We start from the raw sequence: 26410 nt of genomic DNA on the forward strand, positions 1-26410 counted from the left end.
ATCAGTTTTTCTCTTCCTTCTTCACCACCTCAATGCCCAGCTCAGCCAGCGCGGCCGGGTTGGCAAAGCTTGGCGCTTCAGTCATCAGACACGCCGCTGCGGTGGTTTTCGGGAAGGCGATCACATCACGGATGTTGTCGGTGCCGGTCAGCAGCATGGTCAGACGGTCAAGACCGAAGGCCAGACCCGCGTGCGGAGGGGTACCGTACTTCAGGGCGTCCAGCAGGAAGCCAAACTTCTCGCGCTGCTCCTGCTCGTTAATGCCCAGAATGCCGAACACGGTCTGCTGCATTTCACCGCTGTGAATACGCACGGAACCGCCGCCCACTTCGTAGCCGTTGATGACCATATCGTAGGCGTTTGCCACCGCGTCTTCCGGCGCCGCTTTCAGCTCTGCCGCCGTCATCTCTTTTGGCGAGGTGAACGGGTGGTGCATCGCGGTCAGGCCGCCTTCACCGTCGTCTTCAAACATCGGGAAGTCGATTACCCACAGCGGCGCCCATTTGCTTTCGTCGGTCAGGTTCAGGTCTTTGCCAAGCTTCAGACGCAGCGCGCCCATCGCATCCGCAACCACTTTCTTGTTGTCTGCGCCGAAGAAGATCATGTCGCCGTCCTGCGCGCCGGTGCGCTCAAGGATCGCTTCCACGATGTCCGCATTCAGGAATTTCGCCACCGGGCTGGTGATGCCTTCCAGACCTTTTGCACGCTCGGTCACTTTAATATAGGCCAGACCTTTCGCGCCGTAGATCTTGATGAAGTTGCCGTAGTCGTCAATCTGCTTACGGCTAAGGGCAGCACCGCCCGGAACGCGCAGGGCAGCCACGCGGCCTTTCGGATCGTTAGCCGGGCCAGCAAAGACCGCGAACTCAACGGCTTTCACCAGGTCTGCCACGTCCACCAGCTCCATCGGGTTACGCAGGTCTGGTTTGTCGGAACCGTAGCGACGCTCGGCTTCCGCGAAGGTCATGACAGGGAAATCGCCCAGCTCAACGCCTTTCACGTCGTTCCACAGGCTACGCACCAGGGCTTCCATCACCTCACGCACCTGCTCAGCGGTCATGAAGGAGGTTTCCACATCGATCTGGGTAAATTCTGGCTGACGGTCAGCGCGCAGGTCTTCGTCGCGGAAGCATTTCACGATCTGATAGTAGCGATCGAAGCCGGACATCATCAGCAGCTGTTTGAAAAGCTGTGGTGACTGCGGCAGCGCGTAGAATTTGCCTTTATGGACGCGGGATGGCACCAGGTAGTCGCGCGCGCCTTCCGGCGTGGCTTTGGTCAGCATCGGGGTTTCGATATCAAGGAAACCGTGGTCATCCATAAAACGGCGCACCAGGCTGGTGATTTTCGCACGGGTTTTCAGGCGCTGAGCCATTTCCGGACGACGCAGATCCAGGTAGCGGTATTTCAGACGCGCTTCTTCGGTGTTGACGTGGTTGGAGTCCAGCGGCAACGCTTCCGCGCGGTTGATGATCGTCAGATCGGACGCCAGCACTTCGATAGCGCCGGTCGCCATGTCGGCGTTGACGTTTTTCTCGTCACGCGCACGCACGGTGCCCGTCACCTGAATGCAGAACTCATTGCGCAGCTCAGAAGCCAGCTTCAACGCATCAGCGCGATCCGGATCGAAGAACACCTGAACGATACCTTCGCGGTCACGCATATCAATAAAGATAAGGCTACCAAGATCGCGACGACGATTGACCCAACCACACAGGGTGACCTGCTGCCCGACGTGGGACTGACGCAGCTGCCCGCAATATTCTGTACGCATGAGATATCCCTTAATTAGCCGCAGGCTGATTGTCGCCTGTCTCGCAGGCTACGATGTCGCAGCTTTCTGTATGTCACAACTGGATGAAAAAAGGCGGCTATTATACTGGAAATTCTGCCGCACGATAAGAGCGAAGCACGGCCTGACGCGCGTTTGCTGAACTCTTATTGCCTATTCTCACAAAAATTAACAAAATTATCCGACCGATAACAGGCCATCACGTCGTAAGGTGTAGAAAAGCAATCATTTGACGGGAGTGACGATGTTTACACTTTATGCCACCAAAACCGCCCTTGTGGTCATTGATTTACAGGAAGGCATTCTGCCTTTTGCCGGTGGTCCGCACACCGCTGACGATGTGGTCAGCCGCGCTGCGCGCCTGGCAGAAAAATGCCGCGCCAGCGGCTCGCCTGTTGTTATGGTGCGCGTCGGCTGGTCCGCTGATTTCGCCGAAGCGTTAAAGCAGCCGGTTGATGCCAAGGCCCCGGCGCAGGCGCTGCCGGACAACTGGTGGACATATCCTGTCTCGCTCGGTAAACGCGACAGCGATATAGAAGTCACCAAACGCCAGTGGGGCGCATTCTACGGCACCGACCTGGAGCTCCAGCTGCGCCGTCGCGGGATCGACACGATTATTCTGTGCGGGATCTCCACCAACATCGGTGTGGAATCCACCGCCCGTAACGCCTGGGAGCTGGGCTTTAACCTGGTGATCGCGGAAGATGCGTGCAGCGCAGCCTCTGCGGATCAGCACCAGGGCAGCATGACCCATATCTTCCCGCGTATCGGTCGCGTGCGCAGCACGGATGAGATCCTCAGCGCGCTATGATGTACGTGGGCCTGCCCCAGTGGTCGCACCCGAAATGGGTGCGCCTGGGTATTACCAGCCTTGAAGAGTATGCCCGACACTTTAACTGCGTGGAGGGCAATACCACGCTGTACGCTCTGCCCCGCGCGGAGATCGTCGAACGCTGGCGCGAGCAAACCAGCGACGACTTCCGCTTTTGCTTTAAATTCCCGGCGACCATCTCCCACAACGCCGCGCTGCGCAACTGCGATGATTTAACCCACGAGTTTTTCACCCGGATGTCGCCTCTGGCCAACCGTATTGGCCAGTACTGGCTCCAGCTTCCCGCCACGTTTGGCCCGCGCGACCTGCCTGCCCTCTGGCAGTTTCTCGACGCCCTGCCGCATGGCTTCACCTACGGCGTAGAAGTAAGGCATCCGGAATTCTTTGCCAAGGGCGACGCGGAGAAAGCGCTCAATCGCGGCCTGCATGAACGATCGGTCAACCGCGTGATCCTCGACAGCCGCCCCGTACATAGCGCAATCCCGCACAGCGAAGCCGTTGTTGATGCCCAGCGCAAAAAACCTAAAGTGTCCGTCCACGCGATCGTAACGGCACAGAACCCGATGGTCCGGTTTATCGGCAGCGATAACATGCAGCAAAATGAGGAGATGTTCGCCGTCTGGCTGCAAACGCTGGCGAAATGGGAGCACACCACCACGCCGTACCTTTTTTTACATACGCCGGATATCGCACAGGCGCCTGAACTGGTCGATGCTCTCTGGCAGGCCTTGCAGCAGGCAGTTCCGTCGGTTGGCCCCGCGCCGTCCATCCCACAACAATCTTCTCTTTTCTGAAATCACCCCCTATCATAGAGACGTGCCATCTGCCAAAAACAGGGAGTTAGTATGGTCAGCGCGCTGTATGCGGTGTTAGGTGCATTACTGCTGATTAAGTTTTCATTTGATGTTGTGCGCCTGAGAATGCAGTACCGCGTCTCGTACGGTGACGGGGGATTTTCTGAGCTACAAAGCGCAATCCGCATTCACGGCAACGCGGTCGAGTACATTCCCGTCGCGTTAATTTTGCTGCTGTTAATGGAGATGGATGGCGCAGAAACCTGGATGGTGCACGTCTGTGGGCTACTGCTGATAGCAGGGCGTTTGATGCATTATTATGGTTTTCACCACCGCCTGATCCGCTGGCGTCGTTCCGGCATGAGCGCGACCTGGTGCTCGCTTTTGCTGATGGTGCTGGCTAACCTTTGGTATATGCCGTGGGAGTTGGTTTTCTCCTTCCATTAGCGCACAATATGCCCCTTTATTTTTCCCGGATTTTTACGTTATGTCAGATCGCGACACGCTTTTTTCCGCGCCTATCGCCAGCCTGGGCGACTGGACCTTTGATGAACGGGTAGCCGAAGTCTTCCCGGATATGATCCAGCGCTCTGTTCCCGGTTATTCCAATATTATCTCCATGATCGGCATGCTGGCGGAGCGTTTTGTTCAACCCGGCACGCAGGTCTATGACCTGGGCTGTTCGCTGGGAGCGGCAACGCTGTCCATTCGTCGTAACGTTCATCACGAAGGCTGCAAGATTGTGGCTGTCGATAACTCACCGGCTATGGTTGAACGCTGCCGTCGCCACATTGATGCGTATAAAGCCCCTACGCCTGTGGAGGTGGTAGAAGGCGATATCCGCGATATCGACATCCAGAACGCCTCGATGGTGGTACTGAACTTTACCCTTCAGTTCCTGGTACCGGACGATCGTCAGCGGTTGCTGGATAAAATTTATCAGGGCCTGAACCCGGGCGGCGCGCTGGTGTTGTCTGAGAAATTCAGCTTTGAAGACGCCAGCGTGGGCGAACTGCTGTTCAACATGCACCATGATTTCAAGCGTGCAAATGGCTACAGCGAGCTGGAGATCAGCCAGAAGCGCAGCATGCTTGAAAACGTCATGCTGACGGATTCCGTAGAAACCCATAAAGCGCGCCTGCGCAAAGCCGGATTTGAACACAGCGAACTGTGGTTCCAGTGCTTTAACTTTGGTTCTCTGGTGGCGCTTAAAGCCGGAGACGCAGCATGATCGAGTTCGGTAATTTCTATCAGCTGATTGCCAAAAACCACCTTTCCCACTGGCTGGAAACCCTGCCTGCGCAAATTGCCACCTGGCAGCGCGATCAGCAGCATGGTCTGTTGAAGCAGTGGTCCAACGCCGTGGAGTTTCTGCCTGAACTGACGCCTCATCGTCTGGATTTACTGCACAGCGTGACGGCGGAGAGCGAAGAGCCGCTCCCGGCCGGGCAGATCAACCGCATCGAAACGCTGATGCGTAACCTGATGCCGTGGCGCAAAGGGCCGTTCTCGCTGTACGGTGTAAATATCAACACCGAGTGGCGCTCTGACTGGAAGTGGGATCGCGTTCTGCCGCATTTATCCGACCTGACCGGGCGCACCATTCTGGACGTGGGCTGCGGTAGCGGCTATCACATGTGGCGCATGATCGGCGCAGGCGCGCATCTGGCCGTCGGTATCGATCCGATGCAGCTGTTCCTGTGCCAGTTTGAAGCGGTGCGTAAGCTGCTGGGTAACGACCAGCGTGCGCACCTGCTGCCGCTGGGTATCGAGCAACTCCCTGCCCTGAAAGCGTTTGATACCGTTTTCTCGATGGGCGTGCTGTACCACCGTCGTTCCCCGCTGGAGCATCTCTGGCAGTTGAAAGATCAGCTGGTCAGCGGCGGCGAACTGGTGCTGGAAACGCTGGTCATCGAAGGCGATGAACATGCCGTTCTGGTGCCGGGCGATCGCTATGCGCAGATGCGCAACGTTTACTTCATCCCTTCCGCGCTGGCGCTGAAGAACTGGCTGGAGAAATGTGGGTTTGTCGATGTACGCATCGCCGATGTGTGCGTGACGTCGGTTGAGGAACAGCGCCGCACCGACTGGATGATCACCGAATCGCTGGAGCAATTCCTCGACCCGGACGATCACAGTAAAACCGTCGAAGGCTATCCGGCCCCGATGCGTGCGGTATTGATTGCGACCAAGCCGTAGCCTTTAGCCGGGTGGCGGCTGCGCCTTACCCGGCCTACGCGTGATTTCGTAGGCCCGGTAAGCGCAGCGCCACCGGGCAAAAAAGAAAAAAAGGCCCCTGTGTAATTTGCAGGGGCCTGGTACAAGCAAGCATCATATTGGGCGACATGATGCGCGGTAAAAATCGGTACGTTGCTACACGTGATGACGTTCAATCAACGATTTCATTACCGCAACCGACTCTCCATCCACACCGTAGCGCGAGTACTCATCCGCTTCAGCATCCGTCGACATTGACAACCCTGTATTGCGATAACGCATGGGTGAAGGTATCCATTTACCCGCCGAGCTGTGCAGCTCTTCCACCCCTGCGTTTAAAAACAGTTCCAGATTGCTGGCGCGTACTCCTGCGCCCGCCATGATTATTGGAACACCGGAATGTGCTTTTAGTTCCGTAATTAATTTCAGTCCTTTTTCAGCCGAGGACTGCTGGCCCGACGTCAGAACGCGCGCCACGCCCAGTTCTGCCAGCGTATCAAAGGCTTGTATCGGATCCTGACACATATCGAACGCACGATGAAAAGTGACCGCCATCCCCCGGGCGGCGCGCATGACCTGACGCATACGCGGAAGATCGATGTTGCCGTCTACGTCCAGCACACCGATCACCAGCCCCGGAAAACCGGAATCACGGACGAGGGCGATATCCTCAAGCATGGCACTGAACTCACCCGCCGTATAACAAAAATCACCGCCGCGCGGGCGAATAATCGGGTGCACCGGAATAGTGATGGCCTGACGGGCTGATTTCAGCACGCCAAAGGACGGGGTTAATCCTCCTTCTTTCGGTGCCGCGCAAAGCTCGATGCGATCGGCCCCCTGCCGTTGCGCAGTGACGGCACACTCCACGCTGTAACAACAAATTTCCAGCAGCGCCATGTCATCCTCCTTAAATTTCACTCAACGTACCATCGTGGCACGTTGCCCGACTGGTGTCTGGATCGACGCTCACAATGCTTACGCTTCGCTGGCGACGATCTGCTCGATAGTCCAGGGATGGAATTTCACCGTCACGTTGCCGTCCGTTACGGCAAGCGTAGGGTTCGGTAAGCGTTCGCGCTCCCCTTTTGGCGAGCTGGTCTTGACGAAAATACCCGGCTGGCTTAACCCCTCGTCGGAAAGCAGCGCCAGCGAACGGGCGTTCAGCGTCTCGGGCTCCCCAGGCAGAACAATTTCGATATGCTCCCAGCCTTCGTGCGGATAACGCTTCTCTCCTGGCCAGGGCAGTTCCACAACGGTGAATTGCCAGTGCGCCACCGTTACCGGCGCGTGAAGTTTGAACAGGCAGATCGGGCGACCGTTAATGATATTCTCCGACAGCAGTTCTCCACACTGCTCAAAGCCACGCCGCCAGCGTTCGGCGGTGGCATTCTGGTGGCAGCGCAAAGAGATGTGATCGGCCTCAAGCGGCGCGATATCCAGCCCGAGACGGGTGGCAAGTTCTGTGAACGCCTGAGTGAAGCGCGGTAAATCTGCGGAAATATCATGCAGTTCGTCAATGGTGTGCCAGTTCGCCATAGGTCAGTCTCGTTTCGTGTCGCAAAGCCGCTAATTTACTCTGTTGCCCTCTGTCGACCAACCGCAGAATCACGGTTTTTTCGACTGCATGATTATGCATACCGTCTTCGCCTGGATTCTGAGCGATCTTCGCCCCCCGCAGGGCTGACGCCCGCAGGCATTTGCAGTATACTCCCGCCCTAAATTCTTAAACTGGCGTGGGTGTTTTTTACCCGCATCAAAAACGTAAGGTATCCAGGTGAATATTCAGGCTCTTCTCTCAGAAAAAGTCAGTCAGGCACTGATTGCCGCAGGTGCGCCTGCGGATTGCGAACCACAGGTTCGTCAGTCAGCGAAAGTACAGTTTGGCGACTATCAGGCTAATGGCGTGATGGCAGTGGCTAAAAAACTGGGCATGCCGCCGCGACAGCTCGCTGAGCAGGTACTGACGCATCTGGATCTCACCGGCATCGCCAGCAAAACCGAAATCGCCGGTCCAGGCTTTATCAACATTTTCCTTGAGCCTGCGTTCCTGGCAAGCCACGTTGACGCGGCGCTGAAGTCTGACCGTCTGGGCGTGGCTCAGCCAGAAGCCCAGACCGTGGTGGTTGACTACTCCGCGCCAAACGTGGCGAAAGAGATGCACGTCGGTCACCTGCGCTCCACCATCATCGGTGACGCGGCGGTACGTACCCTGGAGTTCCTTGGTCACAAGGTGATCCGCGCTAACCACGTAGGCGACTGGGGCACGCAGTTCGGCATGCTGATCGCGTATCTGGAAAAGCAGCAGCAGGAAAACGCAGGCGAAATGGCGCTGGCGGACCTGGAAGGTTTCTACCGTGAAGCCAAAAAGCACTATGACGAAGATGAAGCCTTCGCCGAGCGCGCGCGCAGCTACGTAGTAAAACTTCAAGGTGGCGACCCGTACTTCCTCGAGATGTGGCGCAAGCTGGTGGACATTACCATGTCCCAGAACCAGCTTACCTATAACCGTCTGAACGTGACCCTGACCCGTGACGACGTGATGGGTGAAAGCCTGTATAACCCGATGCTGCCAGGCATTGTGGCAGATCTGAAAGCTAAACATCTGGCGGTGGAAAGCGAAGGCGCAACGGTAGTGTTCCTTGATGAGTATAAAAATAAGGAAGGCGAACCGATGGGCGTGATCGTCCAGAAAAAGGATGGCGGCTATCTCTACACCACCACCGACATCGCCTGTGCGAAATACCGTTACGAAACCCTGCATGCGGACCGCGTGCTGTACTACATCGACTCCCGCCAGCACCAGCACCTGATGCAGGCGTGGACTATCGTGCGTAAAGCGGGTTATGTGCCGGATTCCGTGCCGCTGGAACACCACATGTTCGGCATGATGCTGGGTAAAGACGGTAAGCCGTTCAAAACCCGTGCGGGCGGCACCGTGAAGCTTTCCGATCTGCTGGATGAAGCGCTGGAACGCGCCCGTCGCCTGGTGGCCGAGAAGAACCCGGATATGCCAGCAGACGAGCTGGAAAAACTGGCTAACGCGGTGGGGATCGGCGCGGTGAAATACGCGGATCTCTCCAAGAACCGTACCACCGACTATATCTTCGACTGGGACAACATGCTGGCGTTTGAAGGCAACACGGCGCCATACATGCAGTACGCTTACACCCGCGTACTCTCCGTCTTCCGTAAAGCCAATATCGACGAAAGCGTGCTGGCAAACGCCACGGTGTCTATTACCGAAGATCGTGAAGCACAGCTGGCTGCCCGCCTGCTTCAGTTCGAAGAGACGCTCTCCGTGGTCGCGCGCGACGGTACGCCGCACGTTATGTGTGCATACCTGTACGATCTGGCCGGTCTGTTCTCTGGCTTCTACGAACACTGCCCTATCCTCTCTGCCGAGAGCGAAGCGGTGCGCCACAGCCGCCTGAAGCTGGCGCAGCTGACGGCGAAGACCCTGAAGCTGGGTCTGGATACCCTGGGTATCGAAACCGTAGAACGTATGTAAAAAAGAAACCCGGCGAGCGCCGGGTTTTTTATTATCAGAAATATTTCCGCAAATATTCCGTCAGACACAGAATCGCCATGGCCTGTCCATACGGCATTGAGGTCAGCGGTATCTGGCGGTAAAACGCCAGATCGCTGCCCATCCCCGTCCCGAAGGACGTTTGCAGCAGCTCCCCTTCCGGCGAGATGTTTTGCACGATGCCGCGAATCGCTTTCTCCGCCACCTCTGCGTACTCTGCGCCGACATAACGCTTGCGCACGGCTTTCAGAATGCCGTAAGCAAACCCTGCCGTGGCCGACGCCTCCAGATAAGAATCAGGATCGTCCAGCAGCGTATGCCACAATCCGCTCTCGTCCTGACATTTTGCCAGTGCGGCGATCTGCGCGTTCAGTACCTGCACCAGATAGCGACGAACGGCGTTGTTTTCCGGCAGATCCACCAGCTCGAGGAAATCCGGGATCACGATGGTCAGCCAGCTGTTGCCGCGCGCCCAGCGAGCCCGGGCAAAGTTGTGATTGCCGTCGTAATTCCAGCCGTGGAACCACAGTCCGGTCTCCCGATCCATCAGGTTCTGTACGTGGAGCAGGAACTGATAGATCGCCTCCTCGACGTACTCCGGCTTGTTCAGCAGCTTGCCGATTTTCGCCAGCGGCAGCACCGTCATCATCAGCGTGTCATCCCACATCTGCTGATGGTTCTCTTCCGCCAGGGTGATGTGCTGCATGCCGCCATGTTCGGTGCGCGGCATCTCATTCATCGCCCATTCCGCCCAGCTTTCCAGCCACGGCAGCCAGGCAGGGTTTTTGGTCTCTTCGTAGCGATACGCCAGCGTCAGGAACGGCGACATGGTATTCACGTTTTTGGTGGTTGCGCCTTCAGCGAAACGGTCAGCAAACCAGCTGTCGATAATCTCGCGCATGCCTTCGTCACCGGTCTGGCAGTAATACTGCCAGATACCGTATAAACCGACGCCGTGGGTCCATTCCCATCCGGCCCAGCCTTTGGTGTCGATCACGCGCCCGTCGTCCAGCCGCAGCAAAAACTCACCCGTTTTGTCGTGGATATTGACCAGGTTATGCGTCACCTTTTGAATCAGCGATTTCAGCTCATCCCTGGCGATAAAGCGCTCAGGCTGACGCAGTAACGGGCTATGTTTGACAGGCCAAACTGTCATCATCTTAACCTCTGTTGTATGTCGAATTCAGTACCGCGCGATCCTTCAGCGAAGGGGCCACCGGCTTATTGCGATTCAGATAACCGATGTTGTTGTTGCCCCACAGGGATTCATACGGCATTCCCGCCAGCATCTCCACGGTAGCGCGGGCCTGCGGGGTCACCGCCTCTGGCATCGCATGGCCGGACTCGCGCATTTTCGCGGTCTCTTCACGCAGGGTGCTGTGAGTCTGCAAATTGAGTTTGAAGCGCAGGGAGACAAGGAAGCCGCAGAACAGCACCAGAATAGTGCCAACGCTCAGGATCATCAGAATGGTGTGGCTCACTTCCGCAGGTTGCACTTTTTGCCCGCTGACAAAGCCCGACATCTGCATCACGATCCCCACCAGCATCACCGCACCGGCCTGAGACGCTTTACGGGTCAGCGTCATGATGCCCGCGAAGATCCCTTCGCGACGCTGACCGGTGATCACTTCGTCCACGTCAGCAATGTAGGTGTAGGTATTCCACGGTACGTAGTTGATACCCCCGCGGCCAAGACCGGCAACCGCAGAGATCAGCAGCAGCAGAGCGTAAACGTCGCTCAGGCCCGCGTAATAAAGCACCGCGTAAGAGAGCGAGGCCAGACCAAACAGCACGACCACCATGCGGTAAGACGGCGCAGGTCCGAAGCGAATGCACAGCGGGATCATGCCGATCACGGCGAGGAACTGGAAGATGGCCATCGTGCCCAGCAGGTTGGACGCCATTGACGCCTCCTGCATCAGCACAAATACCACGTAATAGGTGAACACCGCATTAAAGACGTCCTGGGCGATGTAGCCGCCAAGGTACATCCCCAGATGCTGGCGGAAAATCTTGATGCGCAGCGTCGAACTTAATTCGACAAAAAGACGGTTCAGGCTCTGGCCCAGGGTCAGCTTTTTCTTCTCTTCCTCGGCACGCAGAGCCGCTTCAGACCACTCTTCGCGCGGACGCTCCCAGGTGAAGAACCAGACGAAAGTAAGCATCAGCGCGCAGAGTACGGAGAAGACCAGGCTTGCATAGAAGAAGGAGATCGCGTTGTCTTTGCCGAAATGCGTGAGCAGGATCCCCGGCAGGAAGGAGGCCAGAATGGCGGACATCTGCGCCATAGAGATTCGCGCCCCGGAGAATTTGGTTTTCTGTTTGAAATCGTCCGTCATCTCCGGCACCAGCGTTTCGTATGGCACCAGGATCATGGTGTAGACGATATCAAAGATCAGATAGGTCAGCAGGTAGTACCAGAAACTCATGTCCCCTACCCACATCAGCGAGTAGCTGAAAACGCAGGGAATACCGAGCAGGATGAAGAACTTACGACGGCCAAAGCGCTTGCCCAGCCAGGTGGTGCCAAAGTTATCGGTTAAAAAGCCCATTAACGGGCTGACAACCGCATCCAGCACCCTTGCGGCAGCGAAGATAAAGGTTGCTTCAATCGGTGTGAGTCCACAGAAGGTGGTATAAAAATACAAAAGCCAGGCGGCCGTCAGGGCGGTAGTCCCCGCCCCGAGGAAGTCCCCTGACCCGTAAGCAAAATAATTTGCGAGTCCAATTTTACGTGTTTTCATTGCCGTCAACCCTAATCAGTTTTGGGAGACTCCCTGTAAGCAACCTCGTCCGGGAGTTTTTACACGGCTACAGTAAAAGTATCGACCTGTTGATACCTTTCTGTTTCTGCCATCACAAAGTGGTGAATGGCAAAAACGCAAAGAGTGTCAATACGCGTGTCACTGATTTATAAAACAGCGTTTCTTTTGTATCAAAAGGGAAGGTCATTTTTGCGAGCCAGCCTTCAGAAATGCCTGGAGACTGGCGAAAAGGCGGGCAGTTAGCGGTAGTTGACGAGCACCTCGTTGCGCTGAACCTTCAGCGCCGGGATGAGACGTCCACCGCCTGGCACTTCCCAGATAAAGCGTAAAGGCTCCTGAGCAGACACCCCGTTGAAGGCCTGGGTAGTGCCACGTTGACCCTCGATTTCCGCGCAGCGGGTCAGCGAGCACAGCCGCACCCGCAACCCGGCCGGTGTGGGTCCCGTCAGGGTGTAATTCCAGGCCACCAGCGTCATCTGCCCGGACACGGGCTCAGAGGCGGACAGCGGACGGGAGGAGATCGACTCCCCCCGATGGTTGAGCGTCAAGCCGATACTGCTGGCCTGCCATGCCCCCTCGCCTGCGGCCTGCGCCGCCAGCGGGAAAAGTAAGATCCACAGCCACTTACGCATTATTTCCCTCCTATGGTCGCCGTCATGCGAATATTGCGGTTATCGGACAGCTCCATATTCGACAGCACTACCAGCTGGTTCAGGCTCCGGCGCAGGAAGCGCGACAGCAACGGACGCAGCGCGTGATTCACCAGCAGCACCGGCGGCGCGCCCAGCATCTCCTGACGCGCCAGCGCCTCCTGGGTTTGCGCCAGTAACCTGTCCGCCAGACCCGGCTCCAGCCCGCCACCGCCCTGCAACGCCTGAAGCAGCAGACGTTCCAGCGGCGTGTCCAGGCCAATGACCTGCACTTCGCCGGTTCCCGGGAACCATTGCTGGGTAATGGCGCGTCCAAGCGCCACGCGCACCACCGCCGTCAGTTCGTGCGGATCGCTTTGCAGCGGCGCATGTTCGGCCAGCGTCTCAAGGATGGTACGCATATCGCGAATGGGCACCTTCTCATCGAGCAGATTTTGCAGCACTTTGTGCAGGGTGGTTAAGGTCAGTACGCCCGGCACCAAATCTTCGGTCAGCTTCGGCATCTCCTGCGTTACGCGGTCGAGCAGCTGCTGCGCCTCCTGACGTCCAAACAGTTCCGCGGAGAACTGGCCAATCAGGTGGTTGAGGTGCGTTGCCACCACGGTACTGGCCTCAACGACCGTGTAACCCTGAATCTGGGCCTGCTCTTTCAGGGCGCTCTCAATCCAGATTGCCGCCAGACCAAAGGCCGGGTCGGTCGTCTGCTCACCCGGCAACGTGCCTGCGGCGGTGCCCGGGTTAATCGCCAGCCAGCGGCCGGGGTACGCATCACCGCTGCCGATTTCCACCCCTTTCATCAGGATGCGGTAGCGCGCGGGCGGGAGATCCATATTGTCCCGGATGTGGACCACCGGCGGCAGGAAGCCCATATCCTGGGCGAATTTTTTACGAATGCTGCGGATACGGCCAAGCAGCTCACCATCCTGCTGGAAATCCACCATCGGGATCAGGCGGTACCCCACTTCCATCCCCAGCGAATCTTCGAGCTGTACGTCGTTCCAGGTGGCCTCCACCGCCTGGGTGTTCTCAGGCATTTTGACCGGCGCTGGCTCTGCTTTAGGCTGCGTTTCACGGCCACGCATCCACCAGGCAAGCCCCAGCAGCGCAGCGGTGAACAGCAGGAATACCAGGTTTGGCATGCCTGGCACCATACCGAGCAGGCCCAGCACCGCCGCGGAGAGCAGCATAACGCGCGGGTTGCTGAACAACTGCCCCACCATCTGCTCGCCCACGTCCTGATCGGTGCTGACGCGAGTCACAATCACGCCCGCCGCGGTGGAGATCACCAGCGCCGGGATCTGCGCCACCAGACCGTCACCAATGGTCAGCAGCGTATAGCTTTCCGCCGCGTGGCCCATGTCCATGCCGTGTTGCAGCACGCCGACGAGCAGGCCGCCGACGACGTTAATCACCATGATCAGAATGCCCGCGATGGCGTCACCGCGCACAAACTTACTCGCACCGTCCATGGAGCCATAGAAATCTGCCTCCTGGGTCACTTCGGCACGGCGTTTTTTCGCTTCATCTTCCGCGATCAGCCCGGCATTCAGGTCGGCGTCGATGGCCATCTGCTTGCCCGGCATCCCGTCGAGCACGAAGCGCGCGCCCACTTCAGCGATACGCCCCGCCCCTTTAGTGATAACCATGAAGTTGATAATCACCAGAATGACGAACACCACGATACCGATGGCGAAGTTGCCGCCCACCAGGAAGTGACCGAAGGCTTCGGCCACCTTGCCCGCCGCCGCCGCGCCGGTGTGCCCTTCCATCAGGATGATACGCGTGGAGGCAACGTTCAGCGCCAGGCGCAGCAGCGTGGTGAACAGCAGGATCGTTGGAAACGCGGCGAACTCCAGCGTGCGCTGGGTGAACATCGCCACCAGCAACACCATGATGGACAACGCAATGTTGAAGGTGAAAAGCAGGTCGAGGATAAATGCCGGTAACGGCAGCACCATCATCGACAGAATTAGCAGGATCAGAATCGGTCCGGCAAGGATCTGCCATTGCGTCGATTTCAGGTTGCCGGGCAGGCGCAACATTGCCACCAGATTAGCCATCAGTGTCCTTCTCGTTCAAAAAATCCAGTGCTTCAGGCACCGGCAGGTTCTCAGGTTTTACAGGTCGTTGACCGCCCGCTAAACGCCAGCGTTTCAGTTGCCACACCCAGGCCAGCACCTCTGCGACAGCGGCGTAGAGCTGGCCCGGGATTTGTTGTCCAATTTCCGCGTGGCGATACAGCGCGCGAGCCAGCGGCGGTGCTTCCAGGATCGGCACACGGTTTTCCGTGGCGATTTCACGAATGCGCAGCGCAATCAGCCCGGCCCCTTTCGCCACCACTTTCGGCGCGCTCATTTTGTTTTCGTCGTACTGAAGCGCCACGGAGTAGTGAGTCGGGTTGGTGACGATGACGTCGGCTTTCGGCACATCTTCCATCATGCGCCGACGCGCGGCGGCGCGCTGCATCTGGCGGATACGGCCCTTAACGTGCGGGTCGCCTTCCATCTGCTTATATTCATCGCGGATGTCCTGACGCGACATTCGCAGCTTTTTGATATGGGAATAGATCTGGAAGATAACGTCGAACGCCACCATCGGAATAATGCTGAGTACCACCAGCAGCGAGCATAACCCGACCAGGTTCAGGGCATTTTTCATCGCCGTCATCGGGGATTCGCTGATCAGGCGCATCATCTCCGGCCAGTGGTGCCACAGAAAAAACCCGGCGGTACTGCCCATAAGAAGCGATTTCAGGATCGCTTTAAGAAGCTCTGCCCCGGTTTGCGCGGAAAACATTTTCGCAATGCCGGGGAACGGATTGAGCTTGGAAAATTTCGGTTGCAGCGATTTACCGCTAAACACCAGGCCACCGAGCATGACCGGCGAAACAAGGGCCACGATGACCACGCCCGCGATCAGCGGCAGCAAGGCGATCATCGCGCTTTTCACAAGGTTGATGATCTGAATGAGGATCAGATTGGGGTCATTGACCATGCTGTGATCAAAACGTAAGCCAGCCGAGAGCATTCCCGCCAGTCTGCGGGCGAGCATCTCCCCGCCCCACCAGATTATGCAGACGCCCACCACCAGGATCAGCAGGGATGTCAGCTCTCGGGATCGGGGGATCTGCCCATCCTCACGGGCTTTTTCAAGTCGGTGGGGTGTGGGGGCTTCTGTTTTGTCGTCGTTCTCTTCTGCCACTGTGCCTGCTCGCAGCCCATTAATTCACGGGTATCATGCCAGCGCAGAGAAAATCCAATGGCGGGAAAAGCCCGTTTATTCGGGCTCTTTTCGCTGTTTTTATTCTGAGCTGCCTCAGGCCGCGTTAACGACCTGAGGCAGAACGCGCAATCAGAAACCAAGACTGTCCAGCAGATCGTCCACCTGATCCTGGCTTGCCACCACGCCCGCTTTGCTGGTGTCAAGCTGTGGACCATTGAGCAGGCTTTCGTTCTCGCGTTTCGGACGGGCAGCCGGTTCCGGTATGTTCTCCAGCAGTACCATCAGCAGCTGACGTTCAATCTCCTGAATCACATCCATCATGCGCTTGATCACCTGGCCGGTGAGGTCCTGGAAATCCTGCGCCATCATGATGTCCAGCAGCTGGGCATTGGTGAAGCTGGTGTGCCCCGGCACGTCACCCAGGTACTGACGGGTATCCGTTACCAGTTCGCGGGCATCCGCCAGCTCAATAGGGTTCTCAAACCATTCATCCCAGCGTTTGCTCAGCGCTTTCGCCCCCTTCTCGATCGCATCCTGGTGCGGCTGCGAGGCTTCAACGCTGTTCAGCGCACGCTCGGCCGCCTGCGCGGTCATCTGTACGACGTAGTCCAGACGGTCGCGCGCGTCAGGGATGGCTTCCGCCGCTTCGGCGATAGCCTGGTCCAGCCCCAGCTCACGCAGGCTGTCACGCAGCATGCGGGTCAGGCTACCAATGCGGGCAATAATGTCGCTCGGCGAATGTTCTTCAACGGGTTTCATAGCAGGTTGCAACATATCCATCACCTCACATGCCGAGTTTCTCGAAGATCTTCCCGAGCTTCTCTTCCAGAGTCGCCGCGGTGAATGGCTTCACCACGTAGCCGCTTGCGCCCGCCTGTGCAGCGGCAATAATGTTCTCTTTCTTCGCTTCTGCGGTCACCATCAGCACCGGCAAAGAGGCCATGCCCGCATCCGCGCGGATGGTTTTCAGCAGTTCGAGACCGTCCATGTTCGGCATGTTCCAGTCGGAAATCACAAAACCAAACCCGCCAGCCTGGAGTTTGTTCAGCGCATCCACCCCGTCTTCTGCTTCTTCAACATTGTTGAAGCCCAGCTCTTTCAGCAGGTTGCGCACAATGCGACGCATGGTGGAAAAGTCATCCACAACCAAAAACTTAAGTTCTTTATCCGCCATAAAATAATACTCCTGAGTCAAATACGTATTGCCTGTCCGGCACTGATTTTCGCCAGCATCTGCTGGCTTACCTGGCTAAGATCGACCACTTCGCTTACGCCACCCATATTGATGGCCTCGCGCGGCATGCCGAACACCACACAACTTGCTTCATTCTGCGCAATCGTCCAGGCGCCAGCCTGGTGCATCGCAAGCATTCCGGCGGCGCCGTCGTTGCCCATCCCCGTCAGGATCACCCCTACGGCGTTGCGCCCCGCATGTTTCGCCACCGAATGAAACAGCACATCCACCGACGGACGGTGCCGGTTAACCGGCGGCCCGTCATGAATTTTGATTTGATAGTTCGCCCCGCTGCGCGCCAGCTCCATGTGCTTGTCACCCGGGGCGATATAGGCGTGACCCGGCAGCACGCGCTCGCCGTCTTCCGCCTCTTTCACGCTGATCTGGCACAGCTTATTCAGGCGCTCCGCGAACGAGCGGGTAAAGCCCGGCGGCATATGTTGCGTAATCAGGATACCCGGGCTTGAGAGCGGCAATGGCTGGAGTACATGGCGAATTGCCTCTGTTCCTCCGGTTGACGCGCCAATCACCAGCAACTTTTCCGAGCTGAGTAACGGCCCCGCCTTCAGGGTTGCCGGGGCTGCCGTCGGTTTATGCGCGGCAAGCTTCGCCCGGGACGCGGTGCGGATCTTCTCGGCGATCATCTCGCTGTACGCCAGCATCCCCTCGCGAATGCCGAGCTGCGGCTTGGTGACAAAATCCACCGCCCCCAGCTCCAGCGCGCGCAGGGTGATTTCTGAACCTTTACCGGTCAGAGATGACACCATCACCACCGGCATCGGGCGCAGACGCATTAATTTTTCCAGAAAATCGATGCCATCCATGCGCGGCATTTCGACATCCAGCGTCAGCACGTCGGGGTTATATTTTTTGATTAAATCCCGCGCGACCAGCGGATCGGGCGCTGTCGCCACCATCTCCATATCGCTGTGGCTATTGATGATTTCGGTCATGATCTGACGCATCAGCGCCGAATCATCGACAGACAATACCCTGATTTTACTCATGCTTTTTCCTTACTCAGCGCATAAACCGTTTGCCCACGCAGGCTAAACTCACGCACGAGGTTGCTGAAGTTTTCCGAGTGCCCGGCAAACAGTAAACCGTCAGGCTTGAGCAACGGAACAAAGCGACGCAGGATGTCCTGTTGCGTCGTTTTATCAAAATAGATCATCACGTTACGGCAAAAAATGGCGTCGAATGGCCCCGGCACGTTGTACTGCTTATCCAGTAAATTAACGGGAGCAAATTCCACGCAGTTCGCCAGCTCCTGGCGTACGCGCACCAGTCCTTCATGCGGGCCGGTACCGCGCATGAAGTAACGCTGTAGCTGCTGGGGAGACAGCGTTTTCAGCTCATCCTGGCGATAAACGCCGTTACGGGCTTTTTCCAGCACTTCGGTATCGATGTCGCTGGCGTACACTTTCCAGCGGCCCGGCGCCATGCCCAGGGTGTCCGCCAGGGTGATGGCCAGCGAGTACGGCTCTTCCCCGGTAGAGGCCGCCGCGCTCCAGACGCGATACTCTCCGCTACGGCGACGGGCGTGTTCCGCCAGCACCGGGAAGTGATGCGCCTCGCGGAAAAACGCGGTCAGGTTGGTGGTTAATGAGTTGATAAATGCCTGCCATTCGGCGCTGTTCTGGTTCGCTTCGAGCATGCTCAGATAGCGGCCAAAATCATCCAGCCCCAGCGTACGCAAGCGCCGCACCAGCCGGTTGTAGACCATGTCTCGCTTATGGTCCGCAAGCACGATCCCCGCACGCTGGTAGATTAACTGACATATCCGACGAAAATGCGCGTCGGACAGCGCGAGGCGCTGTGTCATCTGCAACAATAATGACGTTTGCCCTGAGGGCATGGGTGATGTCATAGCGCCTTCTTAATCACATTCAGGATACAACGGGCACGGCCTGTGACCGTCCGACTTCTGTTACTGCTTCAACGTGCTCTTTCACATTAAATACGGCGACCAACCCGGTAAGGTGATCCGCCTGGTTTGCCAGCTGATCGGTAGCCGCCGCCGCCTCTTCCACCAGTGAGGCGTTCTGCTGCGTAACCTGATCCATCTGTGTAACGGCCTGCGCCACCTGCTCAATACCACGGCGTTGTTCATCAGACGCCGAGGCAATCTCGCCCATAATGTCGTTAACCCGCGTCACGGAGGTGACAATCTCGTGCATGGTCTGCGCGGCGGTATCCACAAGCGCGGAGCCCTGCTGAACGCGGGAGACCGACTCTTCTATCAGCCCTTTGATCTCTTTCGCCGCATTGGCGCTGCGGCTGGCGAGGTTTCGGACTTCACCGGCAACCACCGCGAACCCGCGCCCCTGCTCCCCGGCACGCGCCGCTTCAACGGCCGCGTTCAGCGCCAGAATATTGGTCTGGAACGCGATACCGTCGATGACGCTGATAATGTCGCCAATTTTCTTCGAGCTGGCGGCAATCTCCTGCATCGTGCTGGCGACGTGAGAGGCCTGATCGCCCCCACGTTTCGCCGTCATCGCCGCCTGTTTTGACAAGTCGGACGCCTGACGCGCGTTATCGGCGTTCTGACTCACCGTCGCGGTCAGCTCCTCCATGCTGGCCGCCGTCTGCGCCAGCGATGCCGCCTGCTGTTCGGTGCGGGATGAGAGATCGTTATTGCCTGCCGCAATCTCGGAGATCCCGGTATGCATGGCGTAACTGCCCTGGCGAACGTTGCTTACCGTTTCCCGCAGCGACCCCTGCATCGCCTTCAGGCTGGCGAAAATCGCTGATATTTCATTCCTGCCATACACGGCCACCGGACGCGCCAGATCGCCCTTCGCCATACTGTCGAAGTGGCTGCTGACGATGGCCAGCGGCTGGACGATCATTTTGCGCGACCACCACAGCGAGCCGCCGGTCAGCAGGGCGGCCAGGATCACCATGGTCAGGAAAATCGCCCCTGACATGCGGTAGCTGGTACGGCTGTCCGCACCGGCACGCGCCACAAACTGGTTAATATCCTGCTGCCAGGCGTTAAAGCTGCCGTCGAACGCCGCCTGAGACGCCTGCACCGGCGCGGTCAGGAAGTCAGAAAGCTGGTTGTTTTCCAGCCACGTCGCCTGATGGTCGAGATCGCCGTACCACACATCAAAGGTCTTTTTCATGGCGACTTTCAGCGCTTTCTCTTTCTCACTGACCGCCTCCTGCGCCGTAAAGGCCTTAAACTGCGCGTCGGCCTGCTTCAGGCTGCTGCGGGCCACGACCATCAGCGCCTTAATATCCTCCGGCGGATAGCTCAGCGCGGTTAACGTCCCTGCTTTGTTCAGCGCCGTGCTTGCCTGCAACAGCACGGCACGCGTTTGTGCCAGTGCGGAGCGCTGCTGATTACTCGTCTCAACTTCCTGCAAATTCTGATAGCCATCGCGAAACGCCCAGAAAGACAACCCGTTACTGCCAACCTGCAAAACCCCACACAGGATCAGAATCAAAAACAGTGTGGTCGAGATACGAATACGATTTAACATCCACGCTCCCATCAAGCGGCAAGCAGCCGCGGTTTAATTGTCAGTCAAAATGTTTCCCAGTTTTCATCTTGTCCGGTCACCGCTGCGCGCGTACGTGTTGTCACGGGTGCCGGGGTTGCTTCGCTGTACGCCGACCGCGAGCTGACCGTATTTGTCGTTTTTGAAGTAAGACGGAACGCCGAGACGGCCATTTTCAGGCGGCTCGCCTGGTCCTCCAGCGCAGCGGCCGCGGCAGCGGACTCCTGCACCAGGGCGGCGTTTTGCTGCGTCACACGATCCATTTCCGATACCGCCAGGGCGACCTGGTCAATACCACGACTCTGCTCATCCGATGCAGAGGCGATTTCACCCATGATGTCCGTCACGCGCGTCACGGCATTCACGATGTCATTCATGGTTTCACCCGCACTTTCCACCAGCACCGAGCCGGTATCCACGCGTGAAACAGAGTCTTCAATCAGGGCTTTGATCTCTTTCGCCGCATTGGCGCTGCGGCTGGCGAGGTTACGCACTTCGCCGGCGACCACGGCAAACCCGCGCCCCTGCTCGCCCGCACGCGCCGCTTCAACGGCCGCGTTCAGCGCCAGGATATTGGTCTGGAAGGCGATGCCGTCGATTACGCTGATGATGTCGGCAATTTTCTTCGAGCTGTCGGCAATGTCATGCATGGTTTTCACCACGCCGTCGACCACCCGACCGCCGCGCTGGGCGGTGTCGGACGCGCTTTCTGCAAGCTGCGACGCCTGGCGGGCATTGTCGGCATTCTGCTTCACGGTCGCGGTGAGCTGCTCCATGCTGGCCGCCGTCTCTTCCAGTGCGGATGCCTGCTGTTCGGTACGGGACGAGAGATCGTTGTTGCCCATCGCGATTTCACTCGTGCCGGTATAGATGGCATCCGCCCCCTCGCGCACGTTGGCGACGGTATCAATCAGCGAACGCTGCATATGGTCGACGCTAGTTGCCAGCTCGGTGATCTCATTGCGGCCAGAAACGGTCAGCGTTTTCGTGAGATCGCCCCGGCCAATATCACGGATATGGGCAATGACGCGGCCAAGCGGGTTAAGCAGGATATGACGAATGCCGTACCACACGGCCACCAGCACGATGACCAGCGCGAGGGCGAGAACCGCCATCTGCCATTTCGCGAAACGGTAGTCGTTCTGGCTTTGCGTAAAGGCGGAGTGATAAAGTTCGCCGCTGGCTTTGGCGTACTCGCCGAGCGCCGCGCCGAGGGCGTTCTGCATTCCCTGGGTCGGCTGCGCGAAATAGGCGTCCATATTGCCCTGCTCCAGGAACTGTACCAGCTCCGTGAGGCCGGCGAAGTAGGCCTGATATTTTTCATCTATGTTCGCGCTCGCCTGCGCCATTGCTGGCTGAGGGGCGATTTTTTTGAAGGCGTCGTAATGTTTCGCCGCGTCTGCCAGCGTGGCGCGCGCATTCTTCAGCAGTTCCGTTTTTGCGCTGCTCTGTTGGTTATTCGGGTCCATCATCATGCGGGCAGACGAGCGGCTCAGGTTGATACGCGTCTGCAACATCAGATCCCAGGTCGTGGTCAGTTCGCTTTGCTGCATTCGCAAATCGTTCGAGGCCGCGAAGCTGTCCTGGTTCTGTTTTAACGACGAGAAAAAGAGGCCGCCAGAAATAAGCTGAAGAAGTGCGAAAATGACCAGCACCATCATAAGCATTGTGACAACGCGGATACGGTTCAACATACAACACCTTCTCATAGATTTATTAACGGTGTTATCGGCACAGGCCACAGGAACTTTACATTTGCGAAAGGGAAAAGCGCGGGAGTCAGAATGCGACGTCGACAATCAGCGTGTCGGTGTAGGTTCCGGCAGGCGGCGTGGCCTGGCTGGTCAGAACTTTGGCGGTATAGTTGTAGGTACGTAAAAGCCCGTCCGTACTGACCTGCGATGAGCTGGCGCTGGCCCAGCGCTCGCTGCCGCTGCCGCCCCAGCGGTTGCTGGTCGCCTCTTTATAGATGTCGTAACTCATGAAGTTGCTGCCGCTGACCATACGACGCACGTTGTTCAGGGCGTTTGCCCCATTATTAATGCCTATGGTGTAGGTGCTGCCCTTGGTGCAGGTGACGGCGACCGACTGTGAAACAGTGGGAAAATTTTGCACCAGCGGCGCGCTGTTAAAATTCACGTCCGGCGTGGTCATGGTGCTGCAATCGTTGGTGACGGTCATGTTGAGGAGGATCGAGGTGGTTGCCGTGCCGGTTTGCGGGGTCAGGCACGCCCCGACCGCGCCAACGGCGCACACATTGTAGTTAATGCTGAACGTTAACAACACCTGATACGGCCCGGCGGTGACGTTCTGCCCCATTACGGTCCGGAAATAAAGGGGAATGTTGTAGCGCCTTGAACCCAGCAGCCCGAGCAGCGTGTTTCCGCTCCAGGTATAGGCTTTGCTGATTTGTATTTCACTGTTTCCGCCGCAGCCGGACGCCCCGCACAGCCGCGCAGGGATGACATCGGTAATAGCCGCGTTGTCCGTACGCTTCATGGTCGCCCGGCTATTCGCGAAGACGGATGCCGAGGTGTAATTCAGCGTCACCGAGTCGTTGGTTAACAGGTTGAGAACGGTATCGCAGGTCACCACCAGCGTGCCCGTCGTTTCCACTTCCCCGGTGCCGCTGAGTGCGAACGAGGTGACGCTGCCAAACGAGGCATTCACCGTACTGACGGTACAGGCCGCCCAGCTGCCGCCGGAGCACAGCAGCAGGAGCGCGATTAACAGGCGTCTCACGGCGCCTCCCGACAGGTCAGCGGACCGTAGGTTTGCAGCTTATGTTCAGGGTTTGCGCCAACGGTCAGCGTTGCCGTACAGCGTTTACCCTCCGGGGTGGTAACCTCGAGCGGATTCACGTCGTTGAGGTTTTCCAGCCAGGCGAGGCCGTCGTAGCCGACAACCGCGCTGCTGCGGGACGCGCGTCTGACCTGGCTTCCTACCGGGATCGCATTGCCCTGCGCATCGTGCAGGATCACGCTGGCAACCCGCTCCTGCTCCATCGGGAAATCCACCAGATAACCGTTATGCCGACGAATCGCCACCCGACGCTCGGTCTCTTTCAGCCGGGTATCCGCAGGTAAGTTCAGGGTATCAATGCGGTAACTTGCCGGGTAATAGGCGGAAACGCCGCTCACCAGCAGATAGCCTTTGTTATTGGTTTTTCCGACCGGCTGGTTTTCGTAGCTGACGGGAACATCCGGATGTCCATCGGTGCTGATCACCACAAACGCATCGTTGATTTTGTTCGCCGCAAACAGCTCACCGTCCATCAGCACGACAGAGCCCATCGCCTCGCCCCACCAGGTCATCATGCCCTTCTCACCGTAGCCGCCGCCCTGTAGCTCCACGTTGTTATTCCGCCAGCCGAGCGTGGCCTGCTGATAGTTACTCGACCGCGACTGGTTGGCCCAGGCCATGTTCCAGCTAAAGCCGCCGTCTGAAGGCATCGAGTGGTTGTAGTTAATGCGTTGAGTGCTGCCTGCGTCAGGGGTGTTTTCAAAGGTGACGGCGGCGCTGTCACGTTCGCCGAGGGGAACCTGCAACGACAGCGCAACCGTCCAGTCGCCTCGCTGCTGGTCACGGCTGGCAGCCAGATAAATACTGCTTGAGCCCCACAGATTACGGCTCCAGGAGAGGTTGAGCAGTTCAGTTTTCTGGCTGTCAAAACTCTCAACGCCGATCCACGCCGCGCCGATATTGCCGTATCCGCCGAGGTTAAAGGTTAAGGAATACTGGTCGGTATTGCGGCTCAGGCTGGCAACGGGGTTATCATTTTCATCATAAACGGTGGGCTGATCGTACAGAGCGAGGTTGCCGAAGCCACGGTCGCGCCGGGTATGCTGGGTCGCTACGCTAAACTCGCTGGTGTTGTACTGATAGCCCCAGTTTATCTGGCCGCCGCTATCGCCGCGCATGCGGCTTTGGGTCCACGAGGTATTGACCACGCCAAAACGCCCAAGCTTCAGCACCGTGCCCGCGCCGCCAAGCGCCAGCGACTCCGCCCCTTCCGCATGCCCCTCCAGCGTCAGCCAGTCGGTCACCCCGTAGCGGTACGATCCGCTGCCCGCCGCCGGGCCATAGTCAAAATTCTCAATACCGTAGTTACGCCGCAGGCTGCCCAGCGTCACGGCGCCGTCGCTTAACCCCTGCTTAAGCAGATCGCTGCTGACATAAAACGGCAACGTGGTACTCACCTGACGTCCCAGCGCATCCGTGGTAACCAGTACCGCATCCCCGGCACCGTTGATATACGGCAGATTGGTGAGGGTAAACGGCCCCGGCTGAAGGCGGGTGGAGCCGGAACGGTAGCCATTAATAAAGAGATCGACCGAGGTCGGGACGGCCGCCTCGCCGGAAAACGCGGGCAGTGGCCAGGTCACCAGATCCGGACGCAGGGAGAAGTCGCGCCCGTAGCTGATCCCGGCCATGCGCACGCTGGTGCTCCAGCTCAGCGCATCGCTGATGACGTCCCCGGCGGACCAGGTGGTGGCATCCTCTTCGTTGGTGATCAGTAACGTAGAGTCATAACGCACGTACCCTTCCTGCTGTCCGCTGTTACCGGTGAAATTCTGCCGGGCGTAACCCGTCGATGAAAATGAATAATCCTCATTGAAATAGCGAAACTCGTGCCAGACCGACGCCTGGCCGCCCGTGTGTTCGGAATGGTTGGTATAAACGTCGTAATTGAGCAGCGCGCCGCGGCCATAGTGCGGTTTGCTTTGCATGCTCTGTTCGCTGAACGGCGTGATCCGCGCCGCGACCCAGTCCCGGGGGACCGTCAGCAACAGGCGCTGGGCCGTACTGTCGTACTCTGCGCGTACCGACGTAAGCGTCGAGAGATTCACCTCTCCGGCTGGCACATGCGCGGGCGGCAGCCCGGCGCGGAGCAAATCCGCGCCCGAAATAAACCAGGCGCCCTCACGCTGCGTCACCGGCACCACCAGACCCGTGTCATAGTGGTTCAGCACCAGGGCGAGCTGGAATACTGCTTCGCCGTTTATCGTCCGTGCATCCGGCGGCGGCGGTAAACTGTCGTCGCCGGTTTCGGCAAAGGCGCTGGTACTGACGCAAAGCAGGATCATCATCGCCGGTTTCAGTTGACGGGCGTCGATTGCCATTGCGTATCCCTGGCATTAATTTGCGCGCTCATCCGGTTCGGCTGATAAATCCCAGCCGGAAGCGGCCAGCTTCGGGTGCTGCCTGGCAGCACATAACCCAGCAGCCCCTCGGCAACCGTGCGTTTTTGCCCGCCCTGCTCAACCGCAACCTGGCTGAGCCGGACGTGCACATCCCCCTGATTACGGACCTGAAGCGCGGGTTTCCCCCCTTCCTGAACGACCCGCCAGCTCAGCTGTTGAGTATTCGCCAGCGCGTGGTGCGCCCCTTCGTTGAGGGTGGGGATCCCCTGCCCATAAACAAATAAGGGAATGGAATAGCGCATTTGCAGTTTGAGGCCCATGGACGGTTCCGCTTTGGCATCCGGCTGGGGAATTTCATCCACAATAATGCGGTAGGCCTGCTCAACCCCCGACGGGATCGTCCCCTGCTTGATCAGGCGAATAAGCTGTTTACTGCCTTTGGCGATGGTCACGATCGGCGGGCTGGCAACCACATCCTGCTGGGCGGTGTAACGCTCATATCCGCCCTCCTGCTTCCAGCGCACAATACGCACCTGCATTGTCGTGGCGCTGTTGCCCTGATTCTGGATCCACAATTCAGTTGCTCTGGCCTCTGCCGAAAGCCACGGATCGATGGGCCACAAAAGAATGGTTGCCGCTGCCTGCGCCTGGCCCGCTGCCAGAGCCGTTGCCCCCAACAGACCCACCAGGCCTGATCGTCTGAAAAATGGCTTCATCGATGT

General features: G+C 58.1%; 23 protein-coding genes. 6 read left to right on the forward strand and 17 right to left on the reverse strand.

The features are described from left to right. Window position 1 precedes the first annotated feature (1 nt). A complete protein-coding gene (gene aspS, locus O1721_RS17615) occupies window positions 2-1774 on the reverse strand; it encodes an aspartate--tRNA ligase (protein ID WP_017384352.1) in 1773 nt (590 codons plus the stop codon). 262 nt (window positions 1775-2036) lie between these two features. Between aspS and O1721_RS17620 the strand changes: the two genes are divergently transcribed. Genes O1721_RS17620 through cmoB form a run of 5 tightly spaced genes read left to right on the forward strand, consistent with a single transcriptional unit; the run spans window position 2037 to window position 5617 of the window. Beyond that, window positions 2037-2603 (forward strand): hydrolase, encoded by a 567-nt coding sequence (locus O1721_RS17620; RefSeq protein ID WP_032648699.1) that lies wholly within the window; start codon window positions 2037-2039, stop codon window positions 2601-2603. Continuing rightward, window positions 2600-3418: a DUF72 domain-containing protein gene (locus O1721_RS17625; RefSeq protein ID WP_047719453.1), complete on the forward strand. Its 819-nt coding sequence runs from the start codon at window positions 2600-2602 to the stop codon at window positions 3416-3418. Before O1721_RS17620 ends, O1721_RS17625 begins: the two co-directional genes overlap by 4 nt. A gap of 51 nt (window positions 3419-3469) precedes the next feature. Next, a complete protein-coding gene (locus O1721_RS17630; protein WP_003859737.1) occupies window positions 3470-3865 on the forward strand; it encodes an MAPEG family protein in 396 nt (131 codons plus the stop codon). A 40-nt stretch (window positions 3866-3905) separates the two neighbouring features. Further along, entirely contained in the window at window positions 3906-4649 is a 744-nt protein-coding gene (gene cmoA / locus O1721_RS17635) for a carboxy-S-adenosyl-L-methionine synthase CmoA (protein WP_003859735.1), read from the forward strand. After that, on the forward strand, window positions 4646-5617 hold the full coding sequence (cmoB, locus tag O1721_RS17640; RefSeq protein WP_032648765.1) for a tRNA 5-methoxyuridine(34)/uridine 5-oxyacetic acid(34) synthase CmoB: 972 nt from the start codon (window positions 4646-4648) through the stop codon (window positions 5615-5617). Before cmoA ends, cmoB begins: the two co-directional genes overlap by 4 nt. A 174-nt stretch (window positions 5618-5791) precedes the next feature. Here cmoB and cutC read toward each other — a convergent pair whose 3' ends face one another. Both cutC and O1721_RS17650 read right to left on the reverse strand, forming a co-directional pair. Continuing rightward, entirely contained in the window at window positions 5792-6535 is a 744-nt protein-coding gene (gene cutC, locus O1721_RS17645) for a copper homeostasis protein CutC (RefSeq protein ID WP_017384404.1), read from the reverse strand. A gap of 78 nt (window positions 6536-6613) precedes the next feature. Beyond that, window positions 6614-7174 (reverse strand): VOC family protein, encoded by a 561-nt coding sequence (locus O1721_RS17650; protein WP_032648766.1) that lies wholly within the window; start codon window positions 7172-7174, stop codon window positions 6614-6616. Window positions 7175-7412: 238 nt separating this feature from the next. Here O1721_RS17650 and argS point away from each other — a divergent pair, with 238 nt between their 5' ends. After that, entirely contained in the window at window positions 7413-9146 is a 1734-nt protein-coding gene (argS, locus tag O1721_RS17655; RefSeq protein WP_032648767.1) for an arginine--tRNA ligase, read from the forward strand. 34 nt (window positions 9147-9180) lie between these two features. Here argS and bglB read toward each other — a convergent pair whose 3' ends face one another. From bglB to O1721_RS17725, 14 genes are all read right to left on the reverse strand, one after another. Next, complete coding sequence (gene bglB / locus O1721_RS17660) at window positions 9181-10320, reverse strand: beta-galactosidase BglB (RefSeq protein ID WP_032650070.1); 1140 nt, start codon at window positions 10318-10320, stop codon at window positions 9181-9183. A 4-nt stretch (window positions 10321-10324) separates the two neighbouring features. Next, window positions 10325-11908, reverse strand: coding sequence for an MFS transporter (locus O1721_RS17665; protein WP_023303900.1), 1584 nt, complete (start codon window positions 11906-11908; stop codon window positions 10325-10327). 260 nt (window positions 11909-12168) lie between these two features. Further along, window positions 12169-12561, reverse strand: coding sequence for a flagellar protein FlhE (gene flhE, locus O1721_RS17670; protein ID WP_023303901.1), 393 nt, complete (start codon window positions 12559-12561; stop codon window positions 12169-12171). Continuing rightward, window positions 12561-14639, reverse strand: coding sequence for a flagellar biosynthesis protein FlhA (gene flhA / locus O1721_RS17675; protein WP_479953253.1), 2079 nt, complete (start codon window positions 14637-14639; stop codon window positions 12561-12563). The genes flhE and flhA overlap by 1 nt, the downstream gene beginning before the upstream one ends. Beyond that, window positions 14632-15780: a flagellar biosynthesis protein FlhB gene (flhB, locus tag O1721_RS17680; protein WP_006811100.1), complete on the reverse strand. Its 1149-nt coding sequence runs from the start codon at window positions 15778-15780 to the stop codon at window positions 14632-14634. The genes flhA and flhB overlap by 8 nt, the downstream gene beginning before the upstream one ends. Before the next feature lie 150 nt (window positions 15781-15930). After that, on the reverse strand, window positions 15931-16575 hold the full coding sequence (gene cheZ / locus O1721_RS17685; RefSeq protein WP_032648768.1) for a protein phosphatase CheZ: 645 nt from the start codon (window positions 16573-16575) through the stop codon (window positions 15931-15933). 10 nt (window positions 16576-16585) lie between these two features. Then, entirely contained in the window at window positions 16586-16975 is a 390-nt protein-coding gene (cheY, locus tag O1721_RS17690) for a chemotaxis response regulator CheY (RefSeq protein WP_000763862.1), read from the reverse strand. 17 nt (window positions 16976-16992) lie between these two features. Then, complete coding sequence (locus tag O1721_RS17695; RefSeq protein ID WP_003859716.1) at window positions 16993-18042, reverse strand: protein-glutamate methylesterase/protein-glutamine glutaminase; 1050 nt, start codon at window positions 18040-18042, stop codon at window positions 16993-16995. After that, the gene (gene cheR / locus O1721_RS17700; RefSeq protein ID WP_017384409.1) at window positions 18039-18905 is read right to left on the reverse strand and encodes a protein-glutamate O-methyltransferase CheR; all 867 of its coding nucleotides are present in this window, start codon (window positions 18903-18905) and stop codon (window positions 18039-18041) included. Before cheR ends, O1721_RS17695 begins: the two co-directional genes overlap by 4 nt. Window positions 18906-18924: 19 nt before the next feature. After that, window positions 18925-20526, reverse strand: coding sequence for a methyl-accepting chemotaxis protein IV (gene tap / locus O1721_RS17705; protein ID WP_032648770.1), 1602 nt, complete (start codon window positions 20524-20526; stop codon window positions 18925-18927). 44 nt (window positions 20527-20570) lie between these two features. Next, entirely contained in the window at window positions 20571-22238 is a 1668-nt protein-coding gene (gene tar, locus O1721_RS17710) for a methyl-accepting chemotaxis protein II (RefSeq protein ID WP_032648771.1), read from the reverse strand. An 85-nt stretch (window positions 22239-22323) separates the two neighbouring features. Continuing rightward, the gene (locus O1721_RS17715) at window positions 22324-23286 is read right to left on the reverse strand and encodes a Csu type fimbrial protein (RefSeq protein ID WP_032648773.1); all 963 of its coding nucleotides are present in this window, start codon (window positions 23284-23286) and stop codon (window positions 22324-22326) included. After that, window positions 23283-25667 (reverse strand): fimbria/pilus outer membrane usher protein, encoded by a 2385-nt coding sequence (locus O1721_RS17720; protein ID WP_032648775.1) that lies wholly within the window; start codon window positions 25665-25667, stop codon window positions 23283-23285. The genes O1721_RS17715 and O1721_RS17720 overlap by 4 nt, the downstream gene beginning before the upstream one ends. Continuing rightward, entirely contained in the window at window positions 25643-26404 is a 762-nt protein-coding gene (locus O1721_RS17725) for a fimbrial biogenesis chaperone (protein ID WP_015570266.1), read from the reverse strand. The genes O1721_RS17720 and O1721_RS17725 overlap by 25 nt, the downstream gene beginning before the upstream one ends. Window positions 26405-26410: the final 6 nt, after the last annotated feature.

The organism is Enterobacter cloacae complex sp. HYC033_NIDB, assembly GCF_056673335.1.